The sequence below is a fragment of the Leptospira levettii genome, assembly GCF_002812085.1.
In the GTDB taxonomy this organism is placed as follows: Bacteria; Spirochaetota; Leptospiria; order Leptospirales; family Leptospiraceae; genus Leptospira_A; species Leptospira_A levettii.
The window spans coordinates 1489507-1510355 of the sequence record NZ_NPDM01000001.1 but is presented as its reverse complement, the minus strand read 5'-3'; the positions used below and the strand labels follow the sequence as shown (position 1 = coordinate 1510355).

The window sequence follows — 20849 nt, the reverse complement described above, 5'->3', positions numbered from 1 at the left end:
GTACGGACTCATTTTATGTATGCTTCTATTGGTTGTAATTCAGAGAATGATCCAACCATCAAAGAACCTGCTCCACCAAAAGCAACCACAGTCCCTTTACCTGAGGCAATGTACGTACAAAATGGATGTATTTCTTGCCATGGTCCAGAAGGAAATGGAAGAGGAACAAGAACTCATTTGCTAAAAGAAAGTCGGATTCCTAATTTCCAAGATCGTACAACGTATACGAATGGTTCCTCCAAAGAATCCATTGCAAACAGTATCAAAAATGGAATACCTGGAACATACATGAAAGCATATTCTCATATGCGTAAAAATGAAATCGATGCATTAGCAGAATATATTTTAAAAATGCAAAAAAACAATCAGTAACGTTTCAATTGAAACGAATCTTCATCGTCCCACGTTCATTAAATTTGAGAATAATTCACAAGCAGTAATCGATCCCAACTCACATGCATCATCCAACTCTCCTAGTGCAATTGATATTTCTTCAATTTTTTTAGTCTTAAGTCGAGTATCTGCATTTGACTCCAATTGTTTTGCTTTCTGCAATTGTTCACTTACGGTAACAAAGTTCCACGGTGAAACTCTTTTTCCGTAGACTAATGAATTTAAGAATATTTTGATATCTTTCTCAATCTGAGGATAAACCGATTCAAAACATGTTACTATGATTACAAATCCAAATTCTTCTGAAGTGGAGGTAATATAATGTTGGACAATTGTATCTTCTTTGTCTTTAAAACTTCCAAACATCCCAAGAAACTGATAAACTTCTTTGTCTTTTATTTCCGTTAATTTTTGTAAATTATAATATTCTTTCACATTTGAAACAAGAATATATCGTTTGGATTCTAAATGAAAAAGGATTGGATCGAGGTATTGTTGTTTTTCTGATTCTTTAAAAAGAACGACAATCGCTGGAATGATTTCTCTACCTGACACCTCCTTTAAAGGACTTGTTCGAAAATGATCAAACTTGGTTGAACTCCCATTTGACTTTCTGTTCGTCAAATACCAATTTGATGGTAATTGGAAGGAGATACAATGTGTCCGTAGGCAGGTTTTCCATTTTTCAGATTCAGAACTGATTGGGAATGTGAAAAGGACAAATGCAAACAAAAATACAAAAAGGATTTTAAATCGATTCATTCCATTAACTCACTTCTATTTTTGAAAAATTCGAGAGCATTTGGATTTGCCAATGCATTTTTATTTTTGACTTCAAGGCCAGCAACAGTTTGTTTCACAGCAATTTCTACCTTCTTCCCATTGATGGTATAAGGAATTTCTGGAACTGTTAAAATGATTGAGGGGACGTGACGAGGTGAAGTTTCATTTTTGATTTGTTCTTTTATTTTTTTTACAAGACCATCATCCAGTTGAACTCCATCTGCGAGTACAACAAATAATACAACCCTTACATCATCTTTGTAGTCTTGCCCAATGATTACCGAATCCTTAATTTCTACCATTTTAGAAACAACGGAATAAATATCAGCAGTTCCGATACGAACTCCTCCTGGATTCAGTGTTGCATCAGATCTTCCATAGATGATGACACCATTCTCGGGAGTAATAGAAGCAAAATCACCATGACACCAGATATTATCATATGTTTCAAAATAAGCCGCTTTGTATTTTGCACCAGATTCATCATTCCAAAAGAATAATGGCATGGAAGGGAATGGAGTGGGACAAACTAATTCTCCCTTTTCACCAATCACAGATCTTCCCATACTATCAAAAACTTGAACATCCATTCCCAGTCCCTTACATTGAATTTGACCAGCATACACAGGTAAGTCGGGATTTCCCAATGCAAAACAACCATTTAAGTCAGTACCACCTGAGATGGAAGATAACTGTACATCTGTTTTGATTTTTTCATATACATAGTGAAATCCAGAAACTGGCAAAGGAGAACCTGTTGAAAGAATCACTTTTAAATCTGGTAACGAGTATTTCGATTTTACTGAAATTCCTTCTTCTTCTAGTACAGATAAGTATTTGGCACTGGTTCCAAAAATTTGAATGGATTCTTTTTCCGCCATACTCCAAAGGGTCTCCCAATTGGGATAAAACGGATTTCCATCAAACTGGTACAAAGTGGCACCCAACGCCAAGACGGATTGTGACCAATTCCACATCATCCATCCACAAGTTGTATAATAAAAAAAACGATCCCCTTGGGACACATTACAATGTAACGCCAGTTCTTTGGTATGATTGAGTAATACACCCCCACCTTGGACAATACATTTAGGAAGACCAGTTGTCCCAGAAGAAAACATGATGTAAACTGGATCAGAAAAACTGATAGGAACGTATTCGATAGATTCATCCAATGTTTGTGATAAATCTTGGTAACGAATTGGATTATGAATCTTTCCAAACTCTTTGATAGGATTCATAAACTCATATAAAATTGTTTGTTTAAATTCGGAATTTTTTGCGGAGGATAATGTTTGGGTGATTTCTTCCAATTTTTCAATGATCGAAATTTCTTTTCCTTTGAACGAATAGGATTCCACAGAAATCACTACTTTTGGGAAAATTTGTTCAAATCGATCCAATATCCCTTTGACTCCAAAATCAGGTGAAGCACTAGACCAAATAGCACCTAACGAAGTTGTTGCCAACATGCCAATGGTAGAAATGGGAGCATTAGGAACAATTCCTACAACCCGGTCTCCTTTTTGAATTCCTAACGAAAGTAAATGTTTTCGTAATTTAATGACCTCTAATTTTAGTTCATGATACGTTAACCTTTGTACTCCTCCATCTTCCCCGTAAAAAACGATCGCTTCTTGTTTTGGATTCCCCCTCTCCAATAAATTTTCAGCAAAATTGAAAGTAGCACCAGGGAACCATTGTGTTTCAGAAAACTGTTTCCCCATCACAAACGTTTGGTTTGTCGGGGTTTTTAGAATCAACCCTGATTCTTGTAACCACTCTTTCCAAAAAATTTGAGATTCATTGGTAGAAAATTGATGGAAGGAAACATAATCAGAGAAGGATTTCCCTAATTTTGTTTCGAGCCGATGTTGGAATTTGATGAGATTGTTAGAATGATCAATTGGAGTCCAGAGAGGTTTTTGCGACATCTTGAGAACTGATCTTGTGCGGTTTCCATAATTAAGCAAGTCTGTTCCAGAAATGAGTAGTTGAAAAAAATACTAGTTTTTTAGATGTAAAAATGTTATTCAATACAATAGACTATTTTTATTTCTTTATTGTCTGTTATATCGTTTATTGGATTTCACCTGCAAGGTTTCGTAAGTACATTCTAATCATTTTTTCCCTTATTTTTTATGGATATTGGAGTGGTTCGTTTTTAATACATTTTGTACTTTTTATCATCATCACTCACCTTTGTGTGATTGGAATTTTAAAAACCCGTAAAAAAGGATTCCTTTATTTAGGAATTTCGATAAACGTAATTAACTTATGTTTTTTTAAGTATGTATTAACATATCTTAAATTTCTAATGTTGGAAGGAGAATTAACAATTCCCTTTTTCCAATCCTTATCTGAATTTGTTTTACCTTTAGCAATTAGTTTCTATACGTTTCAGATGATTGCGTACCTCGTTGATGCTTGGAGAGGGAAATTCACAGAATCACCTTTCGTGAATTTTTTATTATTCATTTTATTTTTCCCACAGCTAATTGCTGGGCCAATCATGCGTCATGACGATTTTTATGACCAAATTGATCACGCCAAACTAACTTTAGATTTTGTGCAACGTGGGATTTTACATATACTATCTGGTCTTATCAAAAAGGTACTAATCGCTGATCAAATTGCAAAATTAATCAATCCTGTTTATGCCAATCCAGGAGAATATGATGGAATCTCAATTTTATTAACAACGTTTGCTTTTTCCTTTCAAGTATACGGAGATTTTTCAGGTTACACAGACCTAGCAAGAGGATCTGCGTTTTTGTTAGGATATGAAATTCCCGAAAATTTTCGATCCCCATTTTTATCTGTTAGTTTTTCTGAAATATGGAACCGATGGCATAAATCTCTCTCTACTTGGATCAGAGATTACCTTTACATTCCTTTAGGAGGAAATCGAGTCTCGGAAAAGCGATACATATTCAACACAATCACTGTGATGTCATTATCAGGATTGTGGCATGGCAATACGTATACATTCTTTTTATGGGGATTTCTTCATGGTATTCTCTTAACAGTTGAAAAATATTTCATTGGAAAACCTGATCGAAATTTGATGTCCAAAACAAAAATCGTTTTGTCTATAATTTGGGTGACAACTATGTTCTCGTTTGTAATGACATTCTTCCGTATTGACACCTTAAAAGAAATTTTTACTTTTTGGGAAGCTTCGACCAACTTGAAAGGAAAAATAATCTACAAACCTGACTTTTGGTATTTAATGATTGGATGTTATATAATTCAATTTATCGAATACAAAGATTACTTTAAGGAAAAACTTCAACCTTATATTAATTCAATTTTAATTACATTATGTTTTTTAGTTTATTTTGCACTCATCAGACTTGAATCAACTGTTGAAACTTTCATTTACTTTCAATTTTAAGGAAACTTATGAAATCAAAATATATTTATTTATATCCTTTTCTTATATTGTGCATTATCATTCTAACAGATAAATTAATTTGTATTCCAGATGTAAGGGAAAGCGGTAGGAGAAATTACAAAGCAGGACAAAATATTTTATTGGGAATGCCAAACATCTGGAAAGAAAATATTTTAGCTAAACAGAATGGAAAAACTATTGCAGTTGCAATTGGCACTTCGAGATCCGAAATTCTTCATGAATGGTTGGATATTCCAGTTAAAAAATCCACTTATGATAAACCAATTTCTTTTGAAACTCGTACAACGATCAAAGCCTCTGAATTTTTACTCTTTTATTTAATTTTGAAATCAATGATAGATTCAGGCTTCAAACCTGATGTCTTATTCTTAGAATTTTCAGATGATGTATTCAGTGAATATAGTGTCCATAGTTATAAATCGAAATGGTCAGAATTGATGTTACACGAAAACGAATTAATGGATATTTTTGATGCTATGAATCCAGAAATTAAAAGAGATATAATTAGCCGGCTACTTTTTTTAGGTTACAATTATCATTTTAAACCCATTCAAGCTGTAAAAAATTTAATCACTGGCAATCGTGTTACTAATGATCATTATTTCATTGGTTTATCTTCCTATTTAAACGCAAAACGTCCCTACAGCTCAGATAATATTGGATATAAATACGATAAATTTCCTCCAAATGAGTTCCAAAAAAGAATCGTTGAATATTCAGAGGTTATGAAAGAACATTTTTTTCAACCATATCAAATCTCAGAAACTGAGACGAATTTATTTAGAAAAATTATAGATCTCATCGAAAAAAATAATATTGCAACAGTCATTTGGGAACCTCAAGTCCATCCTTATTACCAGAAGATTCGTTTTCAAATTACTAAAGAGAGCATATTTAATCGATATACTAGAAATTTTATAAATCCAAATTCTAAAAATATTCGTCATATTAGCTTAAATCTCGAAAATTCCGAGTGTAGATATTTTACAGATTCGAGTCATGTCTCTCCGCTCTGTGTCCCTGAAATCGTAGATAAGTTATTGCAAACTGCAAAGGAAATTCCAAACTTTCAATAATTGTATGAAACTCTTCGGTTGGCAAAAAAATGCGTTCAAACAAAGTTTGTTACTTTGTTTTGTATTGATGTTTTCTGCCAATTTTATGTACCAAAGGATTGTCGACAATGAGGTGAATTGTGGATCTTTGGGCACTCCTGAAAGTGGATGTCCTTATGCTTTTTTAGACCATACACTTGGTATCGATCCGGGCCATGATCTTGGCGATGATGCAGAACATTCCGAACATGTTTGTTTTTCTTGCCCATGTAATTCTATAGTTTCTATCACATGGAATTTATATCTTTCGCATATTTTAATCAATCTTCATAAAGTTTATTTTGAATGGAATGAATTTCCTATACCAAAATTTTCTACTCTATCTTATCTTTTCAGACCTCCGAGACAACAGATAACCTAGTTCTTTCGCATATCCGTTTACTTGCGTTATCTACGTGGGAGGTTCCATGTTTTGTTTTTCAAATTCAAGGAATTTTAAATTGAAATGGTACTTAGTATTACTATTGATGCCAACATTTTTTAATTCAAATATTCAATCCGAGGAAAGTCTTGGAAATTCATGTCAAAATCAAAACTCAATGTTAGAATTGAGTATTTGTATCGTCAATCGCCATCCTGATTTTCGAATCGAGGAAATTAAACTAAAGGAAATTTCTGGAAGGAAAAAAATCGCTTCTTATTATTTCCCATCAAATCCAACTTTTTCTGGTTATGTGGCAAATCGAAAAGGAGACACTGCGGGAGCAATCATAGGATCCACACTTACTACAGCCAATAACTTTCAAGTTATGGTGAATCAGGAAATTTACACCAATGGAAAAAGAGAACTCGCTATTAAAATCGCCGATGAAGAATTTAGAGCACAAGTATATCGTTTAGAGTCCGTTAAACGTTCCTTAGAATTCGAAGCTCTAAAAAAACTAACACGATTTCGATACCTTTTTTTGGAAAAGGAAAACAGTTTATCTAGCTTAAATTTAGTGAAGGAACTTAAAAAAGTTTCAAAAGCTAGAATCAACGAAGGGCTTTCACCTGGAATTGATGAATCCTTGTCAGAAGCTGAAGAAATACGCATTTTTAAAATTTGGAATTTATCACAGAGGCAATATGAAAATGCAAAATCTGAATTGGAAGTTTTGTTAGGTTTTCCATTTGAGTTAACACAATTAAATGTTTTCCAATGGAAACTACCTAACGATTTACCTAAAGACAAATCAGAGTTGGTGAAAATTGCATACCAATATAGGCCAGAAATTTTTCTAACTGAAAAAGAAATTGAACTAGCTTTACTCAGACATAACGAAGTTAGAAAACAAAAAATTCCAAATGTTAGTTTGGGTGCTTTTGCACAAAACGATGGATTTAATGAGCGAGTTGTAGGAGGGATGTTAACGATACCTCTAATCGTCTGGCGCGATTATGAGGGCGAATCAATTATATCCTCTTCCAAAATTGATAGCTCAAAAGAATTGAAAGAATCTGTCTCTAGAAATATCAAACAAGAAGTATTGTTTGCTCTAACAAATTTTATCACACTCGCCGAAGAAGTAAAACTTTATGATGAAAACAAATTAGAAAGAGCAGAATCTGATCTAAACAATTTACAAGAGGCAATCAGATTCGGTAAAATAAAAATCATCGATGCAATCAACCAACAACGAATCTTATTACAAACAAAACTAAATTATTTAAGCACCAAATCTGAATATGAAGTATCTCAAATTGAATTGATACGAGTGCTTGGATTGCCAACTAATACAATGGAAGTTCGACCATGAAAATTAATTTTAAAATCATCCTTTTTTCTTTTCTTTTTTTAACTGGTATTATCTATTTTTGGCAAACTAGCCGAAACAAACCAATCACCCAAGAAGTTTCTACTAACAAAAACACTCTTCATTTAACAAAAGAACAACGGGAAGCAATTTCGATTGAAATCGAATTAGTTTCTCTAAAAATAATTCACACAAATATTGAACTGATAGGTGAAACAGAAGCAGTGCCAGATGACATTATGGACGTTCCTGCCAGAATTTCTGGTCGAGTCACAAGTGTGTATTTTGTTGAAGGTGATACCATACAAAAAGGACAAAAACTAGCAATCATCGATTCTCCAGAACTTGCAAAACTTAGATCTTCTTATCTTGTTGCAAAATCGAAATACAATGCAGCAGAACAAAATTTAACTAGAATTAGCTCACTTGTGAAAATGAATTTGGCTGCTAAACAAGAACAAATTGATGCTGAAGCAAATTTACGAGTGATTGAATCTGAGAAAAATTCTGCAGAAGAAAATTTACGTGCAAATGGAATCAACATCGATAACAGTTCCACTGGACAATACATTGTATATTCACCAAGGTCTGGACTAGCTTTATCGAGAAATGCAATTCCAGGATCGATTGTAGCAGGGAATCAAATACTCACTACCATTGCCAATCTTTCTAATCTTTGGTTCCAAGCAAAGATTTATGAAAATGATTTAAAATATTTATCAGAAGGGATAGCGGCAGATGTCATATTGAATGCATATCCTGACTTAAACTTTTATGGAAAATTAGAACACATTGGTGAAAAAGTTGATCCCGAATCTCGAACAGTTCATGCACGTGTTGTTTTTAAAAACCAAAATAAAAAAGCAAAAATTGGATTATTTGGCAGGGCAATCCTTAATGTGAATGAAAGCACAGGAATTCAAATTCCCGAAATTGCAATTCAATCGTACCAAGATTCTAAATATGTATTTATAGAATCCAAACCAGAAACATACCAATGGTTAGAAGTTTCAACTGGTAGTACAAATGACAAAATGGTAGAGGTAATCTCTGGACTCAAAGAGGGAGACAAGGTTGTCACAAAAGGTGCCTTTGAATTAAAAGCAATTTTGTTCAAAGATACATTTGGAGGAGGTGAATGAAATGGAATTTTTAACCAAAATTGTATCTTTTTCACTTCAAAATCGTCTTTTAATCATTCTATCCACCATCTTACTTGTATTTGGTGGTTTTTTCTCACTAAAACATCTAAAAGTAGATGCTGTTCCTGATATAACGAATGTTCAAGTTCAAATCATAACTACTTCTCCTTCATTATCTACTTTAGAAATAGAACAATACATTACCTTACCTGTTGAACGTGCAATAACTGGAATTCCTAACTTAACAGAAGTCCGATCTGTTTCTAGATATGGCTTTTCTTTGGTAACTGCTGTTTTTTCTGATGGAACCGACTTATGGAAAAGTAGACAATTGGTGAGCGAAAAACTAACAGAAGCTTCTGAAAACATACCAGCTATTTATGGTAAACCAGTCATAGGACCCATCACAACAGGATTAGGAGAAGTATTTCAATTTACAATCGAAAGTCAATTTCATAGTCAAATGGAGTTAACAACCTATCTAAATTGGTATATCAATCCCGCTTTAAAAACTGTTCCCGGTATCGTTGAAGTGAATAGTTTTGGAGGAAAAACAAAACAATACCAAGTCATAGTTGATTCATTAAAAGCAGCTTCTTTAGGAATTTCTTTCAACCAAATTATCAATGCAATCCAATCAAATAACCTATCAACCGGTAGCGGATATATTGAAAGATCAAATGAACAACTTATCATCGGTAGTGATGGTCTATTAAAAACAATATCAGATTTTGAAAAAATACAAATCGGTAAAATGAAGGATGGTTTTCCCATCTATTTGAATACCGTTGCAAAAATTGTCGAAGGCCCACGTTTACGAAAAGGTGCTGCTACTTCCTCTGGAAAATCAGAGGTTGTGGGTGCCGTTACTTTGATGTTACTCGGAGAAAATTCATTAGAAGTAACAAAATCGGTTAAAGAAAAAATAACACAAATTGAAAAAACATTACCAACAGGAATGAAAATAAAACCGTATTATGATCGTTCCATCATGGTATCTAACACATTAAAAACAATTGTTTGGAATCTTTCGGAAGGAGCACTCCTTGTCATCATTATTTTGTTTTTAATGATTGGTGACTTTCGATCTGGTCTTGTTATCGCCTCCGTCATTCCACTGGCAATGCTCATTGCAATTTCTTTGATGTTCGTAAGGGATTTACCAGCAAACTTAATGTCAATGGGTGCAATTGATTTTGGATTAATTGTGGATGGTGCAGTCATTTTAATTGAGAACTCTCATAGAAGATTGGGTTTAAAAGTAAAGGAACTAAAAAGATCATTAACACCAATCGAAAAAAAGGATACAATTCTTGAAGCCACCATTGAAGTCAGGAAAGCAACAATTTATGGTGAAATTATCATTGGAATCGTTTATATACCAATTCTTACACTCAGTGGTACAGAAGGTAAAATGTTTATTCCAATGGCAACGACAGTATTGTTTGCATTGATTGGTTCCTTTATCCTTACACTCACAATTATACCAGTTTTAGCATCTTTCTTTTTACATTCAGACATAAAAGAAGACTCAAAAACTGCTTTTTTCCAAAAAATTCAAAATTGGTACATTCCAAAACTTGAATATTGTTTCAAAGATACTAATAAAATTATGGTTTCTACAATCAGTATTTTTATTATCTCAATTTTCCTCTTCTTTCGATTAGGTGGAGAATTTTTACCAAAACTTGATGAAGGAAACTTACTCATCGAGATTAGTCGATACCCATCCACTACATTAACCGAATCATTAACTTCTTCTACAAAAATTGAATCTGCTATCCTAAAAGAGATTCCTGAAATTACAGAAATTGTATCAAGGACAGGTTCTCCCGAACTTGCGATTGAACCAATGGGCGTCGAAAAAACGGATATGTATTTGGACATGAAACCAAGATCCGAATGGAAACAATCAAAGGCAGATATTGAAAACAAGTTAGAAGAGATCATACAACGAGTTTCACCACAAGTTGCTTATGGTTTATCCCAACCAATAGAAATGAGAAATAATGAAATCATGGCAGGCATTCGAGCCGATGTTGGAATTAAAGTTTTTGGTGAAGATTTGGTAAAACTAAAATCGATTGCAGAAGATATCTCATCCAATATCAAAAACATCGAAGGTGTGGCTGATTTAAGAATTGAACAATTATATGGTTTGGAGTATCTCAGGATAAAACCAAACCGAGAAAAATTAGCACGATATAATTTAAATATAACAGATATCAATCGCATCACTGAATCATTTTCATCGGGTGTTCCTTCTGGAATCGTATATGAAGGTATGAAACGATTTGAAATAGTAGTGAAAACAGACATCAAATCTGATCCTGAACAAATCAAGAACACTCCCGTAAATGTCGGACAGAATCAATTTGCACCATTTCATGAACTTGCAGAAATTAAAATTGAGGATGGTCCAGTTCAAATTTACCATCAAAACCAAAACCGTTATGCTTTAGTGCAATTTAATATCAGAGGGAGTGATATGGTTTCAACGGTCGGAAAAGTAAAAACTGTATTAGCAGATAAAATAAAATTTCCTGCAGGTTATCATTTTACTTTAGGTGGAGAATTTGAAAAATTTGAATCGGCAACCAATACTTTGTTAGTCGTAGTACCAATCACACTATTGATCATATTTTTGATTTTATACTTTGCATTTAATGAAGTTTTGTCTGCTTTTATCATTTTTCTCAATGTTCCATTCGCCATCACTGGTGGAATTTTGGCATTGTATTTAAGGAATTTACCATTCAGCATTTCTGCTGGAGTTGGTTTCATTGCTCTGTTTGGGATCGCAGTCTTAAACGGTTTGGTGTTAATTAGTTTTATCAAATCACTTGAACATCATGGAAAAAAACTAGAAGATGCAATTAAAGAAGCAGCGATCTCAAGACTTCGACCTGTTTTAACAACAGCACTTCTTGCTTCCATTGGATTTATTCCAATGGCAATTAGTACATCACCAGGTGCAGAAGTACAACGACCATTAGCAACAGTAGTGATAGGAGGGCTAATCACAGCTAGTGCATTAACCCTCTTTGTATTACCGATAGTTTATTTAAAGTTTTTTGCGAAAAAGTCTTTCATACTTTCGAAAGAAGCATAATCTGCTTTTTCGTTGTAAGCTAGGCCAGGTAATCCATGTTTTTCAGCACCTGGTCGAGTAAATCCATGAACCGCACCTGGATGTGAAACAAACGTTACTGGAGCTTTTGCTTCGGTAATTGTTTTTACAAACGTTTCTACAACATTTTTTGGTATAAAAGGATCATCTGCTCCGTGGTGAACTAATACTTTTGTTTTAATTTTTTTTACACCTGTTACTAGATTTTTGCTTCCTAACATCCCATGAAAAGAGACAACTCCACCTTTGAGATCAGCACCATCTAATGCGAGTTCAATGACACCGCCTCCACCAAAACAATACCCAATCGCACCAATTTTTGTAGGATCAACATTTGGATTTGATTTTAAAATTTCAATCGCTTTGTAGATTTTTTTTAGGAGAATTTTAGGATCACCATTTGCACTTGAAAGTTTTCCAGCTTCCACATGGTCTTTCGCGACAATCCCTTTTCCATATACATCCATAACAAAAGCAACATAACCCAAATCTGCTAGTTGTTTTGCTCTTTGTTTTGGATATTCATTCACACCCCACCATTCGTGAATCACGAGAATTCCAGGTCGTTTGCCAGTGATACTTGAATCAACAGCCATAAACCCTTCGTATGTTTTGCCATCCAATTTATATTCTAACGGACTCAAAGTGACAGTTGATTTGACTGGCAGTTCAGAAGTCGGTAGTGAACTACACTGGAATGCAAACATCATTGCTAATAGGGAAAGGAACAGTTTCATAAATCTCCTTTTGATCCTTGAAATGGTTTAGAATCCAAAGATCAACTTTTCCATTCTTAGATATAAACTGAAGTGATGAAAGTAGAAATTTTACCTTGTTCTGAGTATAAATTTATAAAAAAAATTACCCCCATACAAGATTCTCCAATGAAACAGATTGGTTTCTTTTCCATTTAGGCATATTTTTTAATTTCGACTTATTATTTTCCGACAATCAAACCAAGACAAAGGAGACCAATTGGTTCACTTTTTCTATTTTCGCAGAGAACCGATCGGTTCACAATTTATACAAAAATGATATTTTTTTGTTAGTTGGATTTTTTTTATCGCAAGACCTTGCTTCGTTTTATCTCTTTGACCTGAGGACAAAAATGATCCAAAATAATTACTTCCAAAGCAACGAAGACTTAAAAGAACATTTCTATGATTTAATTGATTGGAATGAGATTGTACCGATTTATGAAAATCAGTTCTCCGATGCAAAACTTTATGAATCTACAAAAAATGCCAGATTAGAAATGGCTCCATCTTCTGTAGAAGAAGCAGTCGCTTATTATGAAGAGATACTCAAGTCTTGTGGTGAAATTAGCGGAATGTATGTTTCACAAGTTGCCTCGACAGTTGATGCAAAAGGATTAAAATTTGAAAATGGAGAAGTCATCCATCCAAAGGAGATGGTTGATGTCATCCAAATGTATCATGATGCTGGACTTGGACCTGCAGCCTTTAAACGTAAATATGGCGGACTCGGAGTACCTAGTATCATCAAAGCGATGATCGCTGAGATCATGTACCGATCTGATAGTTCTATCACCATTGCAGTTGGTAGTATGGGACTTGCGGCAATATTAGAAGTATGCGCCTCGGAAGAGATGAAACAGGAATGGATTCCAAAACTCATTTCAGGTAATTATACTGTCACAATGGGATTGTCTGAACCTGACTTTGGTTCCGACTTACCGAATATCACAACGAAAGCAATAAAAAATGGAGAAGATTGGTTACTCAATGGAACCAAACGTTTCCAAACGGTAGCCTGCGGTATCAATGGAAACCCAGGAATTACACTTACCTTAGCAAGAACCGGTACCCAAGAAAGTGGAGCGAGAGGATTGTCTTTCTTTATTGTTGAAAACAAAAATTACCAAATCCAAGGGATCGAAAAAAAATTAGGGATCAAAGCATCCGCAACTTGTGAAACTGTTTTTGAAAATAGCAAAGGCCATTTAGTTGGAAAAGAAGGTTTTGGTCTTGTGAAATACGTTATGGGAATGTTAAACGGAGCTCGGCTCAGTGTTTCTTCCCAAGGAACAGGAATTGTTACGGCAGCATATGAAGAAGCATTCAAATATGCTAACGAACGAATTCAATTTGGTAAGGCAATTTATGAAATCCCAGCCGTAAAAAGAATGTTAGATCGTATGGAGAGAGAACTTGCTGGTATGCGTTGTCTCATGGTGGAAGCTGCCTATTCTGTTGATAAATATTATTGGTATGAAGATGGCCGAGAAGTTTCTCCAGAAGAAAGTAAAACTGCAAAGTTTTGGGAGAAAGTTGCCAATACACTCACTCCAATTTCAAAGTATTATAACTCAGAAATGTGTAATGATTTAGTCTACGACGGATTGCAAGTATTAGGTGGTGCTGGATATACAGAAGATTATGATCTTTCTCGATTGTATCGCGATGCAAGGATTACAAATATTTATGATGGAACTACTCAAATCCAAGTCAATGCTGCAATAGGCGGAATTACTTCTGGGATGACTGGAACAGGTACGTTTCGGGCGTATTTAGACCACTTAGCAAAAGGATCAGAAGGAAACAAAACACTCGCTGAGATACGGAATCTTTTTGAATCAATTGTTGATACTTTCAAATTGATCCAAGACCAAGGAACAAAAGAAGCATATAGTTTTGAAGTAGTGGAATCAGCTGCTCGAGTGGTTATTGGATACCTTATGGAACGAAGCAAAAACAAATCCAAATCTAGACAAGAACTTCGGGCAAAATGGTGCCAAGAATTTCATAAAGACAGTTATGCGATTCTTACATCCAACCATATCAAATTAAATTCAGTATAAAAAAAAGGGCCCCCCATGATAGAGGACCCACGAGAAAGGAAAGGGAAGGTCTTCCTCCATTGCGACGGGGAGGAAGACCAAAAGATTGTTCAGATTAAGTGAGTGATACTGATTTCTCTTCAGTTGGAAGAGAAACTTGGAAACTTGGTTGGCTTAAAACGATAGAAGGTTCTAAATACTTCTTACGTTTTCCCATAACTTTATTTGCAATGTGATCAGGAAATGAATAAGCGATGATTCGTTTCCATACAGATCCAAATTGTTTCACAAAACTTCCAGTGTTATAGTGTTGTCCATACTTTGCACAAATCTCTTTTAGTCTTGGTGCAACTTCACGATAACGTTTTGCTGGCATATCAGGAAACATATGGTGCTCGATTTGATGGCTCAAATGACCTGTCATCGTATAAAACAAATTACTTCCATCAAGATTAGAGGAACCTTTCAATTGTCTTAAATACCATTGTGCTTTCGTTTCACCTGCTATTTCTTCAGTGGTAAAGGATTCTGCGTTTTCAGTAAAATGTCCGCAGAAAATCACAGCGTAAGTCCAAAGGTTTCTGATTAAGTTAGCTAATAAATTTCCTAAGATAACTTTTGGAAAATTTAAACCAGCAAGCGCAGGAAACAAAATGTAATCTTTCAACATTTGAACTTCAATTTTTTTAAAGAAAACTGCTTTGTAATCTTTCAAAGTTTTTTTCTTTCTTAACTTTTTAGGTGTTTCTAAGTATTCAACTCGGTAACCATGAGCACCAATTCCCCACTGAAAATTCATAGCAAGGAACATATTCGTAAACGGTTGCGTTAAGTGAACTGGTTTCCACTTTTGTGCTTCTGTTAATCTTGTAAAATTGTATCCATAGTCATGATCTTTGTTCAAAACGTTGGTATACGTATGATGCATATAATTATGGTAAAACTTCCATTGGTGTGCATTACAAACGATATCCCACTCAAAGGTTCTGGAATTAAACTTTGGATCATTCATCCAATCATATTGTCCGTGTAACACGTTATGACCTAACTCCATATTATTGATGATCTTGGAAATTGATAACAACAATGTTCCAGCCACAAAGGAAATTGGTTCAAAACTAAAGTGAATCAATCCTCTTCCTAAAACTTCAGTGTATCTGTAAGTCTTATAGATAAATCGGATGTGATCTGCATCTTCTTTTCCAACTTTTGACATCACTTCTTCTCGAAGTGAATCTACTTCTTTTCCAAATGCTTCTATTTCTTCTTTGTTTAATTTTTTGCTAATCGTTCTCATTTTATTATCCTATGATAAATTCTTTTCCTAATAATCTTAATTTAAAGTTCGAGTTCCAAATTGGATTCAGCACGTGACACACAGATTTGAATATTTTCTTCACCTAACTGTGACTTCTCACCATTTGATAAATCAGTGACGGCACCAGCCTGTTTTTTACAAACACATGTATGGCAAATACCCATACGACATCCGCTTTGAGGGTAAATTCCTTGTTCTTCGAGTTCATCTAGGATAGAACGTTCACCTTTCACTTGGATTGTTTTGTGACTAAGAGACAAATATACATCGACTGTCCCCTCTTTTTTCACATTCGTAAGGTTTTGACCAGGTAAGAGGAATAGTTCTGATTTAACTGGTAAACCTTCTAGAAGGGAAAGAGCCTTTGTTTGCATTGGTGATGGACCACAAACATATACTGATGTCGATTTTAGGTTTGGAACATATTGGTCCAAAATTTCTTTTGTTAAAAAACCTGATGTATACCCTTCTTTAGGAACATCAGAAAGTATGTAATGTACGGTTAACCATTGATTGTTTTTTTCTATCAAATCAATTGAAGATTTTAGAATGATATCATCTACGGAACGAACAAAATACAATAATGTCGCCTTGCCACTATAGTTTAATGCCTGTAAGTCTCTTAATATTGAATGGATGGGAGTGATTCCACTTCCACCTGCTAAGAAAAGTAATTCTTTTGGGAGTTCTTTGGAGAGAACAAATTCACCTGACGCCTCCCCTATTTCTAAAATATCTCCCTTTTTGGTATTTTGATTCAAAAAGTTTGATACCAAACCACCCTTTTGGCGTTTAACAGTGATTTGTAAATACTTGTCATTTGGATGAGAAGACAAAGAGTAAAACCGAGTGACTCTTCTTCCAGCGATTTCAACTGTCACCGGAACGTGTTGGCCTGATAAAAAACCTTTCCATAACCAGTTTGGTTTTAAAACAAAGGTTTTTGCATCAGCTGTTTCTTCTCTGATGTCGATTACTTTTGCTTTTGTAGTTGTGACAGAAAACCTAGGATTCAATTCACCCAGGAAAAAATCTGCCCATTCTTTCGGTTGGAGGAAGTTTAGAAATTCCTTCGGTTGGTTGTAGATAAAAGGAAATGTTTTCATTTTCGCCTCTTTTTCGCTTTTAAGTGAACACGTGTTCACGGAGTTATCTAATAGTGTTAACTTACGACGTTCGATATGTCAACCCAAAAGAGGCAATTTTTCCTTGCTTTTCAAAAAAAAGTGAACAATCGTTTACTCAGTTTACCACCCAAGTATGAACAAACGCGACACTCAGAAGCAAAAAACACACTCCCAACTCCTGGAAAGTGCCCTACAGTTGATGGGAGAAGAGAAAGGATTGGGGGATCTTAGCCTTCGAGAGGTCACAGCGCATGCTGGAATCGTTCCTGCAGCTTTCTACCGCCATTTTAAGTCCATGGAAGAGTTAGGGCTGCATTTAGTAGAAGAATGTGGGGAAAGGATCCAACTCATTGTCGGTGATGCCAGAAACAAAGGTGCCTACCGATCGGCGCTACAACTCACCATTGGGTATTTTTTTGACTACGTCACCCATAACCGATCCTTGTTTCGATTCATTGCTAGGGAAAGGACAGGTGGGAATCGTAAAATTCGCGAGAACATTCGGGAAGCCATGCGGAGGATTGCCCGTGAATTGGCCAAAGACATGCGAATGCCCAAATTGATTTCGATCGAAGATACATTATTTGCTTCGGAGCTCATTGTGAGCATCTGTTTCCAAATGGCATCTGATTATTTGGATTTAGCGGATGATGCACACTCTGAGATGCGAAAGTTAAAATTACAAACGATCAAACAAGTTCGTCTCGTTTTCATTGGTACAATCCGCGGTAGAAAACAAAGACACAAATAAGTTTCTATAACAACGAAGGATTCAATTCAAACTTACACAAAAAGAAATTAACTAATCTTTGTTATGTAATGGAAAAGAAATGATGATGTTCAAGCCCTCTCCCTTTTTGGAAACAGAGGAAAAAACACCTTTGAGTTGAGAGGTCAAACTACGAATGAGTTCGTAACCAAAATGGTTTCCTTTTTCAATATTTACCGAATCTGGCAATCCAACTCCATCATCTCCTACTGTTAACATGACGTTTTGGTTAGAAATGGACAAATGGATTCTGATATCTCCACCTTTCTCATTTGGATATGCATACTTTAAGGCATTGGTCAAAAGTTCATTTAAAATCAAACCTAATGGAAGAGTACGTTTTAGATCTAACCGAATGTCTTCCAGTTTCACATCAAAACGAATTTTACTAGGATTCAGAACAAAAATATCATGCAAACTGTACACTAAATCTTCAATGTATTTACGAAGATCAACAGATTCCAAGTCTTCCGATTGGTATAAATTTTCATATACCTTTGACATCGACATGATTCGTGACTGTGCATTTAAAAATGATTGTTTTGCGAGTTCATTTTCAACTTTAAACGATTCTAGATTGAGTAATCCAGAAATGATCGCCAAAGTATTTTTGACTCGGTGTTGTAATTCTTTTAATAGAACATCTTTTTCTTCGAGTGATTTTGCTAATTTACCTTCGATATCTAATATCTTTGAGACATCTAGATTAAACCAAAGGACAAATCGTTCCCCTGCAATTTCAATTGCTTGGCTAAAAACAAGAACTTCATGATGGACTCCATCAGAGTGATGGACCGACATTCTTTCCCCTGACAAACGACCATTTTCTCTATAAATTTCATTTAATTTTTCAATTTGAGCAGGGATACTCCAAGCTTTAAAATCATCTGTTTTACGACCAATCACCTGCGATTTTTCAAATCGAAAAATGGATTCCATAGCTGGGTTGATATCGAGGTAAGTTCCATCTTTAATCGTAGAGATAGCCATTGCAATCGGACTGAGTTGAAACACTTTTGCATAAAGACTTTCACTATCTTTGGGTGGAACAAGTACAGGAGATTCTGGATTTTCTCTAAAAACGATGACAATTCCATTTAAATTTTTGTTTGAACCTAAAATGGGAGAAATAGTCTCTGTAACGTTTGTTTCTCGACCTTTACTTGAGATGATGATTAAATTATTTCTTCTTTTGGATTCTAAAAATTGATCATTTCCAGTATCAAATGCATAAGAAACTCGCATACGAGATTCTGCTTGTACCAAAAACAAAAACGAAGACAAATCTTTGTTCACTACTTCATTTTTATGATAACCTAACATATCTAAGGCTTTTTGGTTAATCTCCCTGATCTGTCCCTCTGGAGTTAAAACAATGAGTCCATCACCCATTGCTTCAAATGTAATCCTAAGTTCTTTTTCACGGAATGCCAAACTTTGTTCTGCCGCATGGAGTTTTAAGGCAGATTTAATCATACATTCTACAATGTCTGGACTCGTAATTTTTGGAATAAATCCATAATGTTTTAAGTCAGCTACTCGATTCAAAATCTTTTGGTCAGAGTATCCACTTACAAATAGAATCGGAACTTCTCTGATTTCTAATATTTTTTTGGCTAATTGGATTCCATCTAACTCATCGGATAAATTAATATCCATAAGTATCAGATCAACTTTTTCCTCTGATGAAATACAATCAATTGCATCCAAAGAATTGGATACGTGTTGCACTGAATAACCTTTGATTTTAAGAAATTCTGCCTGAGAGACTGCCAAAATCGCCTCATCCTCAACAAGGAGAATGTGACCTAAACTATGTTTGATCTCGGTGGTTGGCATTGGTGGTACGGTTTCTACCGAAGCTTAAAATTAGCCCTGGGAATTGCAATCTAATATAGAATAAAAAAAAAATCAAAAAAAAACGTACGATATGCAATAAATGGAAATCAGTCCAAAAGATCATAACACCAAAATCAGCATGATAAAATTTGTTAGGTGGAACGGAATCAATCGGAAATGAAATATTTTAGCAGAATGTTTAGGAATAAAATCTATAGAATCCAATGATTGAAAGTGTTCACTATTGAAAAATTTTGATTAGATTCAAAAGAATTTTGATTCTTTAATTAAAAAATGATGTTAGTTGGCAACGAATCTGATTTTTATGAGGGAGAAAATTTTAGTATTAAGACTGATGGCTAGGAAAAGAACTTTTTAAGTCTCTTATGGTAAATCTTAGATTCAGATTGAGTTTAAAACATTTGGTACAAGATAGTCCCATCGTAATTCGAAACGAATTTTGGCGAAAAAGCCAAGTTGATTTGGTGAAAATGGATTCACCTAACTGAATGAAATGTGAGAACTATGTCTCAGGTTCAAAAAAAGCTAAATTTTCTGGACCTTCATGGATGACAATCCTACGAATTTTGCCCTCTGATTCCTTTACTTCGTTCTTCAATCCTGAATAAAACCAACGTGCTACATTTTCCGAAGTGGGATTGATCCCTTTGAAGTCTGGGTGGTCGTTGATCAGGAGATGGTCGATGGAATGAACCAGTTCCATAAGTTTGTTTCGTGCCGTTAAAAAATCGTAAGAAATTCCATCTAGTCGGATGTTCGTTTTTCCTTCTAAAAACACTTCTACTTTCCAGGAATGGCCGTGGATTGGCTCATCCGATCCATCGGCAAAGTACTGGTAAAGGAAATGAGCGGACTCAAACCGACCTTCGATGCGGACATAAAATTTCCCGTTTTCCTGGGTAAACATTCCATTGACGAATAGAGCATAGTCCAATATTTGTATAGTAATTTCCTCTCGAGGGCTCTAGAAGATGACTGAATCAACAAAACCACGCTTTTTTAAAGAAATGACTGTAGGCGAAGCAATTGCCATCCACCCTGAAGCGGGGCTTGTTTTCTCAAGTTACCACTTAGGTGGATGTTCCCACTGCTCCATCAATGAAGTCGAAACCATTGAACAAGTTTGTATGGGATATGGAGTGGAAGTAGACACTCTTATCGACTCATTAAACAACCTTTTCTCTGAAGAATAAACTTACCTCTTTACTCCCACTGGGCCTGCTTTAGGCCCCCGTGTTTTTCCTTCCTGAAAGAATAG

Annotated in this window: 17 protein-coding genes; 10 read left to right on the top strand and 7 right to left on the bottom strand. The window is 35.0% G+C overall.

The window, feature by feature from the left end:
- Window positions 1–15: 15 nt before the first annotated feature.
- Window positions 16–372 (top strand): c-type cytochrome, encoded by a 357-nt coding sequence (locus tag CH354_RS07140; RefSeq protein WP_100725869.1) that lies wholly within the window; start codon window positions 16–18, stop codon window positions 370–372.
- A gap of 21 nt (window positions 373–393) precedes the next feature.
- On the opposite strand, the gene CH354_RS07135 is transcribed toward CH354_RS07140, so the two are convergent.
- Together CH354_RS07135 and CH354_RS07130 are read right to left on the bottom strand one after the other, a co-directional pair.
- Complete coding sequence (locus tag CH354_RS07135; RefSeq protein WP_100725868.1) at window positions 394–1155, bottom strand: hypothetical protein; 762 nt, start codon at window positions 1153–1155, stop codon at window positions 394–396.
- The gene (locus tag CH354_RS07130) at window positions 1152–3110 is read right to left on the bottom strand and encodes an acetoacetate--CoA ligase (RefSeq protein WP_100725867.1); all 1959 of its coding nucleotides are present in this window, start codon (window positions 3108–3110) and stop codon (window positions 1152–1154) included. Before CH354_RS07130 ends, CH354_RS07135 begins: the two co-directional genes overlap by 4 nt.
- Window positions 3111–3202: 92 nt before the next feature.
- Between CH354_RS07130 and CH354_RS07125 the strand changes: the two genes are divergently transcribed.
- The 6 genes from CH354_RS07125 to CH354_RS07100 all read left to right on the top strand — a co-directional run bounded on the left by CH354_RS07125 (window position 3203) and on the right by CH354_RS07100 (window position 11699).
- Window positions 3203–4573 (top strand): MBOAT family O-acyltransferase, encoded by a 1371-nt coding sequence (locus tag CH354_RS07125; protein ID WP_100766355.1) that lies wholly within the window; start codon window positions 3203–3205, stop codon window positions 4571–4573.
- 8 nt (window positions 4574–4581) lie between these two features.
- Window positions 4582–5670, top strand: a complete 1089-nt coding sequence (locus tag CH354_RS07120; RefSeq protein ID WP_100766354.1) for a DUF1574 family protein — start codon at window positions 4582–4584, stop codon at window positions 5668–5670.
- 4 nt (window positions 5671–5674) lie between these two features.
- Window positions 5675–6070 carry a hypothetical protein gene (locus tag CH354_RS07115; protein WP_100725864.1) on the top strand — a complete coding sequence of 132 codons (396 nt, stop codon included), beginning with the start codon at window positions 5675–5677 and terminating at the stop codon, window positions 6068–6070.
- Between the two features lie 79 nt (window positions 6071–6149).
- Window positions 6150–7448, top strand: a complete 1299-nt coding sequence (locus CH354_RS07110; RefSeq protein ID WP_243395991.1) for a TolC family protein — start codon at window positions 6150–6152, stop codon at window positions 7446–7448.
- Window positions 7445–8587 carry an efflux RND transporter periplasmic adaptor subunit gene (locus CH354_RS07105; protein WP_100766352.1) on the top strand — a complete coding sequence of 381 codons (1143 nt, stop codon included), beginning with the start codon at window positions 7445–7447 and terminating at the stop codon, window positions 8585–8587. The genes CH354_RS07110 and CH354_RS07105 overlap by 4 nt, the downstream gene beginning before the upstream one ends.
- 1 nt (window position 8588) lies before the next feature.
- Window positions 8589–11699 carry an efflux RND transporter permease subunit gene (locus tag CH354_RS07100; RefSeq protein ID WP_100766351.1) on the top strand — a complete coding sequence of 1037 codons (3111 nt, stop codon included), beginning with the start codon at window positions 8589–8591 and terminating at the stop codon, window positions 11697–11699.
- Here CH354_RS07100 and CH354_RS07095 read toward each other — a convergent pair.
- Window positions 11648–12454, bottom strand: a complete 807-nt coding sequence (locus CH354_RS07095; protein WP_100766350.1) for a dienelactone hydrolase family protein — start codon at window positions 12452–12454, stop codon at window positions 11648–11650. The genes CH354_RS07100 and CH354_RS07095 overlap by 52 nt on opposite strands.
- Window positions 12455–12825: 371 nt before the next feature.
- Between CH354_RS07095 and CH354_RS07090 the strand changes: the two genes are divergently transcribed.
- On the top strand, window positions 12826–14538 hold the full coding sequence (locus CH354_RS07090) for an acyl-CoA dehydrogenase family protein (RefSeq protein ID WP_100766368.1): 1713 nt from the start codon (window positions 12826–12828) through the stop codon (window positions 14536–14538).
- A gap of 94 nt (window positions 14539–14632) precedes the next feature.
- On the opposite strand, the gene CH354_RS07085 is transcribed toward CH354_RS07090, so the two are convergent.
- Both CH354_RS07085 and CH354_RS07080 read right to left on the bottom strand, forming a co-directional pair.
- Window positions 14633–15814, bottom strand: coding sequence for a fatty acid desaturase family protein (locus tag CH354_RS07085; protein WP_100725859.1), 1182 nt, complete (start codon window positions 15812–15814; stop codon window positions 14633–14635).
- Window positions 15815–15855: 41 nt separating this feature from the next.
- On the bottom strand, window positions 15856–16941 hold the full coding sequence (locus tag CH354_RS07080; protein WP_100766349.1) for a flavin reductase family protein: 1086 nt from the start codon (window positions 16939–16941) through the stop codon (window positions 15856–15858).
- Window positions 16942–17095: 154 nt separating this feature from the next.
- Between CH354_RS07080 and CH354_RS07075 the strand changes: the two genes are divergently transcribed.
- Window positions 17096–17713 (top strand): TetR family transcriptional regulator, encoded by a 618-nt coding sequence (locus CH354_RS07075; RefSeq protein ID WP_100725857.1) that lies wholly within the window; start codon window positions 17096–17098, stop codon window positions 17711–17713.
- Between the two features lie 51 nt (window positions 17714–17764).
- Here the strand turns inward: CH354_RS07075 and CH354_RS07070 are convergent, their stop codons facing one another.
- Together CH354_RS07070 and CH354_RS07065 are read right to left on the bottom strand one after the other, a co-directional pair.
- The gene (locus CH354_RS07070; protein ID WP_100766348.1) at window positions 17765–19570 is read right to left on the bottom strand and encodes a PAS domain S-box protein; all 1806 of its coding nucleotides are present in this window, start codon (window positions 19568–19570) and stop codon (window positions 17765–17767) included.
- A gap of 523 nt (window positions 19571–20093) precedes the next feature.
- Window positions 20094–20498, bottom strand: a complete 405-nt coding sequence (locus CH354_RS07065; protein WP_100766367.1) for a 6-carboxytetrahydropterin synthase — start codon at window positions 20496–20498, stop codon at window positions 20094–20096.
- A 64-nt stretch (window positions 20499–20562) separates the two neighbouring features.
- Here CH354_RS07065 and CH354_RS07060 point away from each other — a divergent pair, with 64 nt between their 5' ends.
- Entirely contained in the window at window positions 20563–20784 is a 222-nt protein-coding gene (locus tag CH354_RS07060; protein ID WP_100716801.1) for a DUF1858 domain-containing protein, read from the top strand.
- The last annotated feature ends 65 nt before the right edge of the window (window positions 20785–20849 follow it).